This is a genomic window from Pseudomonas sp. Ost2, from assembly GCF_018326065.1.
In the GTDB taxonomy this organism is placed as follows: domain Bacteria; phylum Pseudomonadota; class Gammaproteobacteria; order Pseudomonadales; family Pseudomonadaceae; genus Aquipseudomonas; species Aquipseudomonas gingeri.
The window spans coordinates 5,037,505-5,050,600 of sequence record NZ_AP021904.1 but is presented as its reverse complement, the minus strand read 5'-3'; the positions used below and the strand labels follow the sequence as shown (position 1 = coordinate 5,050,600).

15 protein-coding genes are annotated in these 13,096 nt (G+C 62.5%); 10 read left to right on the top strand and 5 right to left on the bottom strand.

From position 1 onward, the window contains the following. Positions 1-159 precede the first annotated feature (159 nt). On the top strand, positions 160-1,347 hold the full coding sequence (gene cfa, locus KI243_RS22055) for a cyclopropane fatty acyl phospholipid synthase (protein WP_017129488.1): 1,188 nt from the start codon (positions 160-162) through the stop codon (positions 1,345-1,347). Here cfa and KI243_RS22050 read toward each other — a convergent pair. Continuing rightward, on the bottom strand, positions 1,329-2,024 hold the full coding sequence (locus tag KI243_RS22050) for a PAS domain-containing protein (RefSeq protein ID WP_212809914.1): 696 nt from the start codon (positions 2,022-2,024) through the stop codon (positions 1,329-1,331). The two genes, cfa and KI243_RS22050, sit on opposite strands and share 19 nt — an antisense overlap. A 278-nt stretch (positions 2,025-2,302) precedes the next feature. Here KI243_RS22050 and KI243_RS22045 point away from each other — a divergent pair, with 278 nt between their 5' ends. The 3 genes from KI243_RS22045 to KI243_RS22035 all read left to right on the top strand — a co-directional run bounded on the left by KI243_RS22045 (position 2,303) and on the right by KI243_RS22035 (position 6,150). Beyond that, entirely contained in the window at positions 2,303-3,436 is a 1,134-nt protein-coding gene (locus KI243_RS22045; protein WP_017129486.1) for an aminotransferase class I/II-fold pyridoxal phosphate-dependent enzyme, read from the top strand. Beyond that, positions 3,436-4,407, top strand: a complete 972-nt coding sequence (locus KI243_RS22040) for a hypothetical protein (protein WP_017129485.1) — start codon at positions 3,436-3,438, stop codon at positions 4,405-4,407. The genes KI243_RS22045 and KI243_RS22040 overlap by 1 nt, the downstream gene beginning before the upstream one ends. Positions 4,408-4,824: 417 nt before the next feature. Then, positions 4,825-6,150, top strand: a complete 1,326-nt coding sequence (locus KI243_RS22035; RefSeq protein WP_177146511.1) for an OprD family porin — start codon at positions 4,825-4,827, stop codon at positions 6,148-6,150. Here KI243_RS22035 and KI243_RS22030 read toward each other — a convergent pair. From KI243_RS22030 to KI243_RS22015, 4 genes are read right to left on the bottom strand one after another with little or no spacing between them, the layout of a single operon-like run. Then, complete coding sequence (locus KI243_RS22030) at positions 6,129-6,965, bottom strand: GGDEF domain-containing protein (protein ID WP_017129483.1); 837 nt, start codon at positions 6,963-6,965, stop codon at positions 6,129-6,131. The genes KI243_RS22035 and KI243_RS22030 overlap by 22 nt on opposite strands. A 22-nt stretch (positions 6,966-6,987) precedes the next feature. Next, the gene (locus KI243_RS22025; protein ID WP_017129482.1) at positions 6,988-7,377 is read right to left on the bottom strand and encodes a DUF1987 domain-containing protein; all 390 of its coding nucleotides are present in this window, start codon (positions 7,375-7,377) and stop codon (positions 6,988-6,990) included. Positions 7,378-7,396: 19 nt separating this feature from the next. After that, a complete protein-coding gene (locus KI243_RS22020; RefSeq protein ID WP_017129481.1) occupies positions 7,397-7,966 on the bottom strand; it encodes a SiaB family protein kinase in 570 nt (189 codons plus the stop codon). After that, positions 7,959-9,182, bottom strand: coding sequence for a SpoIIE family protein phosphatase (locus KI243_RS22015; protein ID WP_212811241.1), 1,224 nt, complete (start codon positions 9,180-9,182; stop codon positions 7,959-7,961). The genes KI243_RS22020 and KI243_RS22015 overlap by 8 nt, the downstream gene beginning before the upstream one ends. 300 nt (positions 9,183-9,482) lie before the next feature. Here KI243_RS22015 and KI243_RS22010 point away from each other — a divergent pair, with 300 nt between their 5' ends. The 6 genes from KI243_RS22010 to KI243_RS21985 all read left to right on the top strand — a co-directional run bounded on the left by KI243_RS22010 (position 9,483) and on the right by KI243_RS21985 (position 13,087). Next, the gene (locus tag KI243_RS22010; RefSeq protein ID WP_017129478.1) at positions 9,483-9,758 is read left to right on the top strand and encodes a DUF2282 domain-containing protein; all 276 of its coding nucleotides are present in this window, start codon (positions 9,483-9,485) and stop codon (positions 9,756-9,758) included. Further along, positions 9,755-10,192 (top strand): DoxX family protein, encoded by a 438-nt coding sequence (locus KI243_RS22005; protein WP_017129477.1) that lies wholly within the window; start codon positions 9,755-9,757, stop codon positions 10,190-10,192. Before KI243_RS22010 ends, KI243_RS22005 begins: the two co-directional genes overlap by 4 nt. A 64-nt stretch (positions 10,193-10,256) precedes the next feature. Further along, positions 10,257-11,021: an alpha/beta hydrolase gene (locus tag KI243_RS22000; protein WP_103033063.1), complete on the top strand. Its 765-nt coding sequence runs from the start codon at positions 10,257-10,259 to the stop codon at positions 11,019-11,021. Positions 11,022-11,067: 46 nt separating this feature from the next. Continuing rightward, entirely contained in the window at positions 11,068-11,334 is a 267-nt protein-coding gene (locus KI243_RS21995) for a hypothetical protein (RefSeq protein WP_017129476.1), read from the top strand. A 158-nt stretch (positions 11,335-11,492) separates the two neighbouring features. Beyond that, positions 11,493-12,344, top strand: a complete 852-nt coding sequence (locus KI243_RS21990; protein WP_017129475.1) for a DUF692 domain-containing protein — start codon at positions 11,493-11,495, stop codon at positions 12,342-12,344. Beyond that, positions 12,341-13,087, top strand: coding sequence for a DNA-binding domain-containing protein (locus KI243_RS21985; RefSeq protein WP_017129474.1), 747 nt, complete (start codon positions 12,341-12,343; stop codon positions 13,085-13,087). Before KI243_RS21990 ends, KI243_RS21985 begins: the two co-directional genes overlap by 4 nt. Positions 13,088-13,096 lie beyond the last annotated feature (9 nt).

Genomic DNA, 13,096 nt, shown 5'->3' with positions numbered 1-13,096 from the left:
TTATCAAATCCTCGTTTGTCTTGCTCCGAAGCCTCGACTTAAGCTTTCCCGAGCTTCGAAAGTCAACCTTGAGCGCCTGCGTCAACGGTTTGAACCATGATCGATTCGAACAATGGCCTCGCTGTCCACTTCAGTGCAAGCAAGAAGTAAGGATTCACGATGCAGTCAAAGTGCGAAGATTCATTAGCCACCCGTTCTTCCAGTACTTCCAGTGTCTCCACCGAGGATACGTCCCACAGCAGTTCCTACCGACTGGCCGAGGAGCTTCTGGACAAGGCGGGCCTGCGCCTGAACGGCAACGCGCCGTGGGATATGAAGCTGAAAAGGCCCGGGGTTCCCGAGCGGGCCTTGTCCGAGGGCAGCCTGGGCCTCGGCGAGGCCTACATGGACGGCGACTGGGACGCCGATCAGCTGGACGAGTTCTTTGCCCGCCTGATGCGTTCGGGCCTGGCCGATGGGGTCAACCCGATGGCCATGCTGTTTCACGCCGCACGGGTCAAGTTGCTCAACCTGCAGAACCGCAAGCGTGCCTGGCAGGTCGGCGAGCAGCACTACGACCTTGGCAGCGATTTCTACGCGAGCATGCTCGATCCGCGCATGACCTACACCTGCGGCTACTGGCGCGAGGCAACCGACCTGGTCGAGGCGCAGAACGCCAAGCTCGACCTGGTGTGCCGCAAGCTGCGCCTGGAGCCGGGCATGCGGGTCCTGGATATCGGCTGTGGCTGGGGCAGCTTCATGTCCTACGCGGCGCAGAACTACGGCGTCGAGTGTGTCGGCGTGACCATCTCCCGGGACCAGGCCGAGTGGGCCCGCCAGCGTTACGCCGGGTTGCCCCTGGAGTTCCGCCTGCAGGACTACCGCGATGTCGACGAGCAGTTCGACCATATCGTCAGCATTGGCATGTTCGAACATGTCGGGCGCAAGAACCATCGCGTCTACATGGAAACCGCCGAGCGCTGCCTGAAGGACGACGGGTTGTTCCTGCTGCACACCATCGGCAAGAACCGCCGCAACTCCAGTACCGATCGCTGGATCGACAAGTACATCTTCCCCAACGGCGACCTGCCTTCCATCGGCCAGATCGGCGATGCCGTCGACGGTCTGTTCGTGGTCGAGGACCTGCACAACTTCGGGGCCGACTACGACAAGACGCTGATGGCCTGGTGCGAGAACTTCGAAGCGGCCTGGCCACGCTTCGCCGGGCAGATGGGCGAGCGCTTCTACCGCATGTGGCGCTACTACCTGCTGTCCTGCGCGGGGGCTTTCCGGGCCAGGGATATCCAGCTGTGGCAGTGGGTACTCTCGAAAAAAGGCGTGGTCGGCGGCTACGAGCGCGTGTCCTGAGCCGCCTTCCTCATGTTCTTCCTGCTGCCGGCGGGAGCCTTGATCGTCGCCGTGCCGGCAGCAATCAACGGCTCCGGCACCGCCTTGAGGTAGTTGTAGACCGTTGCCCGGGAGATCTCGAAGTAGTCGGTCAGGTATTCCATGAAGTTGCGTATTTCCAGGAGCCCGCTGGCCCGGGCTTCGGCCAGCGCCAGGGTGATTTCGCGGCGGCCGAACTCGCTTTTGCGCACTGAGGTCTCGAGGGAAATCCGTTCGACGATCTCATTGAGCTTCTCTCTCCAGTCCGCCTTGAACAGCGCCTCCGGCCGGGTTTGCGTGTTGAACCCGGCGGCGAAGCTGCCCAGCAGTTGCTGCACCTGGTTGATCACCGACACATCGAAGTTCAGGCACAGGAACGCGATGATCTCACCATGGTCGTCCCGGGCGGCAATGGTGATCGAGCGCAGGACCCGGCCATTGATCCCGTTGCTTTCGTAGGGGCCGATCACATCCGGTCCGGCTTCGAGCTGCGGGATATCCTCGATCAGCGAGGGATCGCCGACCTTGCGCTTGGAAAAATTGTTGGCGATATGGGCGATCAGGCCCGTCCTGGCATCGTGTACCACGGCCTCCAGATGCGGGTAGAGCAATCCGGCGATGCCTTGTGCCGTGGCATTGATGAAATTCATGTAGGACATCTGCAAGCCTTCGATTCAGGTGGACAGCAACCGCGATGACAGGGAAGGCCGGTGCCTTTCGTCCAGGCGTGCGCACGTTACCGTACTCCCGGGCGATATTGGAACAGCCTTGAGCGGCTTGATACGCAGGTGTTGAGCTTAATTTAGACATAAAAAATAAATTAGACAATGTGTATAAGTCGGGATAGTGTCTTGCGGGTACTGCCACCGACCGGGCATCCGCGAGATCGTCCGCGGCCGGTGGACGACCTATCGCTCAGCTCAGCAGGGGACATCGCATGGCCACGCTTCCAGACTTCCGCCTGGAGACCTATTTCTCCAAGTGGGAATTCACCGCCCGCTACCATATGACCGCTTCCGATGCCGAAAGCATGACGCTCTCGGAGTTGCTGGCCCTGGCCAGCGACAGTGACCGCGCCGCGTTCGAGAACCTTTCGCTGGGCTACACCCAGACCTATGGCGCTCCGGCGCTGCGGGAGACGATCGCCGCGACCTACGACAAGGTCCGGTCGTCCGATATCCTGTGTTTTGCCGGTGCTGAAGAAGGGCTTTATGTGGCGATGCAGGCCTTGCTGGAAAAAGGCGACCACGCCATCGTCGTGACACCCAACTACCAGTCCGCCGAGACCATCCCCTTGAGCCTCTGCGAGGTCACCGGCGTGCCCCTCGACCCGGCGCGTGGCTGGACCCTGGATATCGACGCGGTGGCCGCGGCCATCCGGCCGAATACCAAACTGGTCTCGATCAACTTTCCCCACAACCCGACGGGCAAGATCCTCGAGCGCGAGCGCTTCGACGCGCTGGTGCAACTGTGCCGCAAACATGGCCTCTATCTGTTCAGCGACGAGGCCTATCGGCTGATCGGTGTCGGTGACTGCGAGCAACTGCCGGCGGTTGCCGACGTCTACGAGCGTGGCTTGTCGCTGGCGGTGATGTCCAAGCCCTATGGCCTGCCCGGGCTGCGTATCGGCTGGATCGCCTGCCAGGACGCCGGGCTGCTGGTGCGCATGGAGCGAATGAAACACTATCTGTCCATCTGCAACTCGGGGCCCAGCGAAATCCTCTCGATCATCGCCCTCAAGGCCCGCGAGCGGATCCTCGCGCGTATCCACAAGCTGATGTCACACAACCTGGAAGTGCTGGACGGTTTCTTCGCCGAGTTCAGCGAGCGGTTCGACTGGTATCGCCCGGACGGTGGCTGCATTGCCTATCCGCGCTACCTGGGCGGGGAAGGGGTGGAAAGCTTTACCGCCGACCTGGTCGAGCGCACCGGGGTGTTGTTGCTGCCGTCCAGCATCTATACCTCGGCGCTCGGCCCGGTGCCGACGGATCGTTTCCGGATCGGCTACGGGCGGGCGAATATCGAAGAGGGCCTGGAGGTGTTCCGGCGCTACCTGAAAGGAGCGGCATGATGTTGCCGGTGCATGACTGGCCGGCCTTGCGCGCGGTCCTGCGGCACGATGCGATACTGGCTGCCATCCGTGAAGCATTTATCCGGCATGCCGACGGCCAGGTGGTATCGCCCGCGCCCGGCGAGCTGCTGTTCGACCAGCCACCCGGTGATTGCCATATCAAGTACGGCTACTTCAAGGGCGGCCCGGTCTTCGTCATCAAGATCGCCATGGGCTTCTACGACAATGCCCGGCACGGCTTGCCGACCAATAACGGCCTGATGGCGGTGTTCGATGCCCGCACCGGGCAGACCCTGGCACTGCTCAACGACGAAGGCTGGCTGACCAGCTGGCGCACCGCCGCATCGGGTGCCCTGGCGGCCGTCGCCCTAGCCCCCAGGCACATCACCGCGCTGGGGATCCTGGGCAGCGGCCATCAGGCGGAGCTCCAGGCCTTGTGGGCGTCCGTTGCGCTGGGCATCGACAAGGTCGTCATCTGGGGCCGCGACCCGCACAAGGCCGAGGCCCTGGCGGCTCGCCTGCGCGAGGAGGGGATCGCTGCCCACCCGACCGTGCGGGTCGAGGACCTGCTGCGCCAGTGCAACGTGATCATCACCTGCACCCCGGCGACCGAGCCGTTGTTCCCTGCCGCGGCGGTGAGGCCCGGCACCCATATCGTCGCGCTGGGTGCCGACAGCCATGGCAAGCAGGAGATCGATCCCCAGCTGTTCCAGGTCGCCGGCCGGGTGGTGGCGGACGATATCAGGCAGTGCACGGATCGTGGCGACCTCGGCCATGCCGTCCGTGACGGCCTGCTGGAGCCCACCTCGATAGTGCTGCTGGGCGATGTGTTATCGGGCAAGGTGAAGGGGCGCGAGAGCGAGGACGACATCACCCTTGTCGACCTGACCGGACTGGCGGCCCATGACGTTGCCATCGCGACCCTGGCCCTTGATGCCTTGCAGGACCCGGATACGCGCAACGCGATCTGATCCCCCCTCTGGTTAATTGCTTCCCCTAGTCGAGTTAATATCAATGAAAAATCTTTCATGGCTAATTAACCCGACGAACATGGCTCGCTGTAATAAAAAAATATATATAGAAGCTGGCAGTCAAAAATAACAATAGAGGCCATTGGTTGATTTTCCGAAGTGTTCCGTTCCTGTATTGCACATGCCCTGCAAGGCAACTGTCGCCTGCGCGTCAGTGGCCGCAGGGCGTGCTCCGGAGCACACCCGGCAAGAGCTCGACCTGACCCACCTTCTGCAGCAGCGAAGATTGTCTTTGGCCTTCGGGCACTTCTGCCATTGATTGTTCCATGTTTCCACTCTCCTCGCGGATGACGGAGTGCGTTCTGTCGTTCGCACTAACAAGAGAGTGAAACTTTATTAACCAGGGGAATTACAACGATGTCGGTAAAAATCAACTTGCTCACACTGGCGGTGTCGCTGGGCATGACCCAGTTCGCCATGGCGACCACCGTGACCGACCAGAGCGACGCCAAGGGCTTCGTCGACGACAGCAGTCTGAACCTGCACCTCAAGAACCAGTACTTCAACCGCGACCGGAAAAATGACAAGTCCGACCTCAGTGACTGGACCCAGGGTATCTTTGGCAACTACAGCTCCGGCTTCACCCAGGGTACGGTCGGTTTCGGCGTCGATGCCTTCGGCTACTGGGGCATCAAGCTCGACGGCGGGCCGGGCACGGCCGGTACCGGCAACCTGCCGGTGGGACGCAACGGCTCTCCCGAAGACGATTACGCCAAGGCCGGTGGCGCGGTGAAGATCCGCGTCTCCAAGACCGAGTTGCTCTACGGTGACATGCAACCCACCGCACCGGTGTTCGCTGCCGGTGGTACGCGGCTGATCCCGGAAACCGCCACCGGTTTCAACCTGCTCAGCAGCGAGATCAAGGACCTGGACCTGGAAGCCGGCCACTTCACCAGTGGTACCGGGGTGGTCACCACCAGCAGCGACCATGACCTGTTCGCCACCTATGCCAACGTCACCACCAGTGCCGTCAACTACCTGGGCGGCAAATACACCGTCAACGACAACCTCAACTTCACCCTCTACGGTTCCGAGTTCGAGGACGTCTGGCGCCAGTACTACACCAACGCCAACTACACCCTGCCGATTTCCCAGGCACAGTCGCTAAACTTCGATTTCAATCTCTACCGCACCCTGGATGAGGGCGAGGCCAAGGCCGGTCCGATCAACAACACCGCGTTCTCCTTCGCCACCGCGTACACCTTCCTGACTGCCCACACCGTGACCCTGGCTTTCCAGAAAGTCCATGGCAATACCCCGTTCGACTACGTTGGTTTCGGGACCAACGGTCCTGGCGACGGCGGCGACTCGATCCTGCTGGCCAACTCCGTGCAGTACTCGGACTTCAACGGTCCTGGCGAGAAATCCTGGCAGGCGCGTTATGACCTGAAGATGGCGACCTACGGCGTTCCGGGCCTGAGCTTCATGACCCGCTACATCCACGGCGATGATATCGACGGCAGCAAGATAGCCGCGGACAGCCCTTACCATGCCTACGGCTATGGCGCCAACGGCGAGCACCACGAGACCGATGTGGAAGCCAAGTACGTGGTGCAGAACGGCCCGGCCAAGGACCTGTCCCTGCGCCTGCGCGAGTCTTTCCACCGTGGCAATGCCGACCAGGCCGAAGGCGACAACAACGAGCTGCGCCTGATCGCCGACTACCCTATCTCGATCTTCTGATCGGGAACGGGAAGAGGAGGGCGCGGGTTCTCTTCTTTCGCGTGTTCCGGCGTACAGGCCGCGGCGTCTGCCCGCGCCGCCTCGACGCGATTGCGGCCGGAGCGCTTGGCCTGGTACAACGCCGCATCCGCCAGCCCATAGGCACTGTCGAAACGGGTGCCGACGGGGCTGGCGCTGACGCCGAAACTCGCGGTGATCCGGCGGTTTACCGGCTGGCCGAAAACATGTGAGGCAATCGTGTCGCGCAGGGTTTCGGCCAGGGCCAGGCCTTCCTCGAGCGTGCCGGCGGGCATCAGCACGGTGAATTCCTCGCCGCCCACGCGCCCGATGAATCCGCCATTGCCGACGACACGCCGCAGGCAACCGACGATGCCCTGGATCACCGCATCGCCGGCGGGGTGGCCGAACTCATCGTTGACCTGCTTGAAGTGGTCGATATCCAGCACCACCATCACCGCACCGGTTTTCTGCAGGGCCTGGACGGTCAGGTCAATGACCGCGCCACGGTTCAGCACGCCAGTCAGCGCATCGTGGGTGGCGCGGTATTCGAGCTGATGGGCCAGGGTCTGCAACTGGGCATTGAGCGCGTTCATCTCGCGCTCGGCACGGTCGCTGCGGCGTATCAGGCGGCGTGTCTCGCGCATCAGCCGCTCGAAGTGCACGGTCAGGTCGGCGAGTGCCTGCTGGTACACCGGAGCCTCTGCTTCAGTCAGGGCCAGAATGGAACGGGCATGTTCAAGCGCGTCAGTTTCGCTTTTGAACAGGTCCGGTTCAGCGTCATCCTGTGCGCCAGCGAAAGTGACTGAAGCGGTCATGCTCATCATCCTTCTCGGGGTGTCATTGGAGAGTCGTGGCGTGGTCGTTGAAGATGATGGCGGTAAAGTCGGCCTTCAGTTCTTCACCGAACTCGAAAATGGTTTCGTCTTCTTCGTCATGGTACCAGTTCACCTGCATCTCGTTGCCCGATTGCGCGGCCTTGTCCAGCGCATCGAAGATGCTGAACAGCATCTTGGTGCTGGAACTGTTGAAATAGGCCAATGCGATATGGACGTTGATGGTGGTGTCCTCGCGGGAGGCGAGATAGCCGCGCAGTTGCTGGAGCACGGGGGCATAGAAGGCGGCGGCGTTCTCCGGATAGGACTCGCCCTTTATCGTCAGCAGGTTCTGATCGAAACGGAAGTCGACTTCCGGCGATGTGGCGGTTGCTTCGATGTAGAAATTATCCATGGTGATTACGTCACTCTACTCAAATGGTGGCTTTAAGGCAGAACAGCGTGGTTCCGGGCTCGTCCGCTCTCGGGTAGAAATCGAATTCCAGCGGGGCACAGGCATCGCGCGCCATGGTCAGGAAACCCAGGCCGGCGCCCTTGCTGTCGACGGGGGTTTCCGCGCGCAAGGTCACCTTGTAGGCCTGCTTGATCTCTTCCAGCGACATGTTGCGCAGGGGCTCCAGCTTTTCACGCAGGCGATCGACGTCGCTGGTGGCGATCGGGTTGGCGCAGAGCATCAGGTGGCGATCGCCGTCCGCACTGATGCATACCGCGCCCTGGCGCAGCGACGATTCGTCACCGGGGTCGGTGGGCAACGAGTCGGAGGAGTAGTGAATGATGTTTTGCGACAGCTCGACGAAAGACGAGAACAGCTTGCGTCGCGTCGGCCCGTTGACCCCCGAGATCTCCAGCTGCAGCCGGACCACTTCGGCCATGGCGGTGATGATCGTGTGGGAGAAATACCCCATGTGATAGAAAATCACATTGCGCTGTTGGGCCAGGTCGAAGAAGTGGCAGTCGGAGTGGACAGCATTCGGATTAATCATGATCGTTTCCAAGACGCGCGCAGAAGAGGGTGAGATCGTCACGGCGGGTTTGCTCTCCCTGCCAATTGGCCAGCGTGCGTTGCAACGCTTCGCAGATGACGGTCGCCGGCTGATTGCGATGTTCCAGTATCGTGTCGAAGGCCTTGCTCTTACCGAAGGCGATGTTGCGCGGGCCGCCGATCTGATCGGTCAGGCCGTCGGTCGCGATGAACACCAGGCTGGCCGGCGACAGTGCGATGCGGCTGACCGGCCACTGGTAGTCGATGGCGCTGTCCACGTAGCCGACACCCACGCGCTGCCCGGACAGGGTTTCCATCTGCCGGGCGTCGGGCGGCAACACATGAAGGGCCATGCGCGCACCGGCAAAGCTCAGGGTCTGGCTGGCGTTATCGAACCAGAGAAACGCGGCATCCAGGCCATCGTCGGACTCGGGAATCTGCGCGCCGCTCTGCACCTGTCCCAGCAGTTCCTTGACGCTTTTGTTCACCGCCGCTAACAGCACGCCTGGATCCCGTGGACCGAAGCGCACCAGGGCCTGGGTCAGCGAGGAGGAGGCGATCAGGGTCATGAAGGCACCGGGAACGCCGTGGCCGGTACAGTCGGCAATTGCCCCGAACCAGCCGTCGGGATAGGCGCAGAAATGATAGAAGTCGCCACCGACCACATCCCGCGGTTCCCACAGCAGGACGGCGTCTTCCAGGGTCGACTTCAAGGTATCGCGCGAGGCTCGCAGCATGGAGCGCTGGATAACGCTGGCGTACTCGATGCTCTGCATGATCTGGCGGTTTTTCTCGGCCTGCATGGCGGCGACCACGGCCATCAGTTGCAGGCCGTTGCCCAGCCCGGCGAACTGGCCGTTGCGGGTAATGATGAAACCATCCGCGAGGGTCTTTTCGCCGGATTCCACGGTCTTGAAGGTCAATTCTTCAATGCTCATGCCGGCATCGACGATCAACGGTTCCTTGTCCATGAAGGCAATGCAGCTTTTCTTGTCGTAGAGCTCGCGGTGAAACGGCTTGCTCATCATCGACAGGAAGATATTGCGATTGATCAGGCCGATGGGCCGCTCATCTTCCAGCACCGCCAGGCAGACCATCTCCTTCTGTGAGCTGAAAGTCTCCATGACCTGGGCATTGCTGCTGCTCCAGTCGATCGCTGGCACTTCCGTGCACAGATCGCCGGCACAGCGGTGATCCTTGGGCCGTTGTGGACGCATGAAGGAGAAGGTTTCTGCGCGCATGCTGGGGTCGCCGGGCAAAGTGAAGGCACAATGCTATCCCCGCAATATGAACCTTATGTTACGAATCTTCGCTGGGTCGCCGAGCGGTGACGGGGGGTCGTATACCGCCCTTCGTGTATCAGAGTGTGTACGAACTCGGGGCTGATACATCCCGCGACCTCCTGCCCGGTTCCGGGACACAGAAGGGATACACGCTCGCGATTAACTTTGCTGGTCGAACAACGCAGCCCAAGACGCTGCTGATTCGCTCAATCCATTGTTGATCGGGAGATATCCATGAAGAGCAGATACGCGGCCCTCGCAGCCACCCTCGCCATTTCACTCAGCGCGTTTGCCGTCGGTGCCCAGGCCGCCGATGGACAGACTCCCCAGGAAAAATGCTACGGCGTGTCCAAGGCCGGTCAGAACGATTGCGCCGCCGGCAAAGGCACTTCCTGCGCGGGCACCGCCACCGCCGACTACCAGGGCAATGCCTGGGTTCTGGTGGACAAGGGCACCTGCACCCAGATCAAGACGCCCAAGGGCTTCGGGTCCCTGACGGAGCAGCCATGAGCCGCGGCGCCGGGGCAGTGAGTGCCGGCCTCGGCCGGTTGTTGCCCGAGTCCCTGTTGCTGCTGGTGGCCCGTGTCGGGATCGCTTCGGTGTTCTTCCTGTCGGGACGCACCAAGGTCGAAGGCCTGTTGACGCTGAAACCTTCGACCTACGTGCTGTTCCGCTCGGAGTACGCGCTGCCGCTGATTCCGGCGGACCTGGCGGCCCACCTGGCGACCTATGCCGAGCACTTGTTCCCGGTCCTGCTGGTGCTGGGCTTGCTGACCCGGCCCGCGGCCCTGGCCTTGCTGGGCATGACCGCGGTGATCGAGGTGTTCGTGTACCCCGATGCATGGCCGACGCACCTGAGCTGGGCGGGCCTGCTGCTGCCGCTGATCGCCCATGGCGGCGGGAACTGGTCGCTGGATGCGCTGCTGCGCCGCCGACCGGCCTGACACCGCCCTCTCGGAACATGACTTTCAACCACAACATCAGGCCGAAGGCTTGAGGAGAAGCACCATGCGTAAGTTACCCATCCTGGCCCTCAGTGCCCTGGCCATGAGCGCGCCACTGTTTGCCAGTGCGGCCGATCCGGTTCCGCCGACAGGTGCCAAGAACATCGTCATCGTGCACGGCTCGTTCGTCGACGGCTCGGGCTGGCGGGTGGTCCACGACATCCTGATCCACAAGGGCTACCACGTCAGCGTCGTGCATCAGCCGGCCACCAGCCTGGACGCCGATGTGGCCGCTACCCGGGAAATCCTCGACCAGCAGGTCGGTCCGGTGGTGCTGGTCGGCCACAGTTCCGGCGGTGCGGTGATCGGTATCGCCGGCGAGCGGGACAAGGTCAAGGCACTGGTCTACGTCGCCGCGCTGCAACCGGAAGTCGGCGAGACCCTGGGCCAGTTGCTGAGTTCGATGCCGTCACCGAGCAACGACATCCATGGCACCCGCGACGGCCTGCTGTTCGTCGACCGCGCCAAGTTTGGCGAAGACTTCGCCGCCGACCAGACCACCAACCGCACCGATTTCCTGGCCGCTTCGCAGGTCCCGGCGACCACCGCCACTTTCGGCGCGCAGAACTGGGCCGCCGCCTGGCACAAGAAGCCGAGCTACGGGATTGTCGCCACCGAAGACAAGGCCCTGAACCCGGACCTGCAGCGCTGGATGTACAAGCGTGCCGGCTCCAAGGTCACCGAGATCAAGGCCAGCCACACCCTGTACATCTCGCAGCCAGAAGCGGTGGCGAAAGTCATCGAAGAAGCCGCGCTGAACGCCAAGTAAACCCCAACCCGACCTGTTGCAACCCTTATCTATCTGGAGAAACACCATGGCTACCACCGCTTCCCGTTTGAGCATCGCTACCGCCGCCGCGCTGATCGCACTGTCTTGCGCTTCTTTCACCGTCTCCGCCAGCGCCGCCGACAAGGAGCAGCCGGGCCGCTGCTACGGCGTCAACAGCTGCAAGGGCGAAAGCCTCTGCGCCACCGCCAAGAATGACTGCAAGGGCCTGAACAGCTGCAAGGGGCAGGGCGTCGTGGTCAAGACTCCAAGCGAGTGCCTGAAGGCCGGCGGCACCCTGACCGAGCCCAAGTAAGCCTGAATCCATGACCCCGTGGGAGCCGGCTTGCTGGCGAGGGTATCGACGCCTTGTGTCTGCCAGACCGTGTCGTCTGTATCGCCAGCAAGCCGGTTCCCACAGGGGCGTGGTGTTCTTCGGTCGGTCTTCCCTTTCTCTCAAGCCGAGCACGCGCAATGTCCATCTCCATTCCTGTTTTTCCGGGCTACGGCCTGGGTCTGCGCAAGGAACACTATCGGGATTTCCTGGAGACCGAGGTCCCTGTCGATTTCGTCGAGGTCATCTCCGAGAACTTCATGGTCGCGGGCGGCCAGCCCCGGCATATCCTGCGCCAGATCCGCGAGCGGCATCCGGTGGCGTTGCATGGCGTGTCGATGTCCATCGGCTCGGCGGACGGGCTCAACCCCGACTACCTGCGCCGCCTCAAGGCGCTGGTCGACGAGATCGATCCGCTGTTCGTTTCCGATCACCTGAGCTGGTCGCGCATCGACCGGTTCAACTCCCATGACCTGTTGCCGGTGCCCTATACCGAAGAGGCCCTGGACAGCGTCTGCCGCAATATTTCCATGGCCCAGGATTTCCTTGGCCGGGCGATGCTGTTCGAGAACCCGTCGAGCTACCTGGCCTTCGACGGTGCGACGATGACCGAATGGGAGTTCATCGCGCGGATGTCGGAGCGCACCGGCTGCGGGCTGTTGCTCGACGTCAACAATATCTTCGTCAGTGCGACCAACCACGGTTTCGACGCATTGGCCTTTCTCGACGGCCTGCCGGCTGATCGCGTGCGACAGATCCACCTGGCCGGACACAGCCAGGGGGCCGAGTTGCTGATCGACACCCACGACAGTCCGGTCTGCCAGGAAGTCTGGGCACTCTACGCCCTGGCGATTTCACGCTTCGGCCCGGTCGCCACCATGATCGAGCGGGACGACCGGATCCCGCCGCTGGCCGACCTGCTCAAGGAGCTGGACATGGCCCGTGCCCTCGGCTCGCTGGACACCCGCGGCTGCTCACGGAGGGCGTCATGAACCTGGCCGAGTTGCAACGCGAGTTCCATCACTGGCTGGTCAGCGCGGACGAGAGTGTCGCGCGACGCCTCGGCAGCAACGTGGCCGCGGGCTTGGCGGTGTACCAGAACAACTATCGGGCGCAATTGGTGGGCTGCCTGGAACAGGCATTTACGCAATTGCGCCGCTGGCTCGGCGACGAGGCGTTCCTCGCCGCAGCGGTCAGTCATATCGACCGGCAACCGCCCCACGCCTGGACCCTGGATGCCTATCCCGAGGGTTTTCACGCCAGCCTGGTGGAGCTGTTCCCGAACAACCCGGATGTCCAGGAGCTGGCCTGGATCGAGGCGGCGCTCAATGACGCCTTTGTCGCCGCGGATGCCGAGGCCCTGTCACTGGAGGCCCTGGCGACGATCGACTGGGATTCGGCGCGGCTGCGCCTGGCGCCGTCCTTGCGCAGCCATGCCCTGACCACCAATGCCGAGGCGATCTGGTCTGCGTTGTGTGACGAGGTGACACCACCGGAAAGCGAGATGCTCGCCGAACCGGGCGGGGTGATCGTCTGGCGTCGGCAATTCACCTCGCGGCTGCGTCCGCTGGAGCAACTGGAATACGAAGCCCTGCTGCACCTGCAGGCCAACGGCAGTTTCGCCGCCCTGTGCGAGTGGCTGGTCGAGCGCCTCGGTGAAACCGAGGGCGTTGCCCGGGCCGGTGCGCTGCTGGCCGGCTGGCTCGCCAGCGAACTGATCGTCGATATCACCTGATTCCTGTCC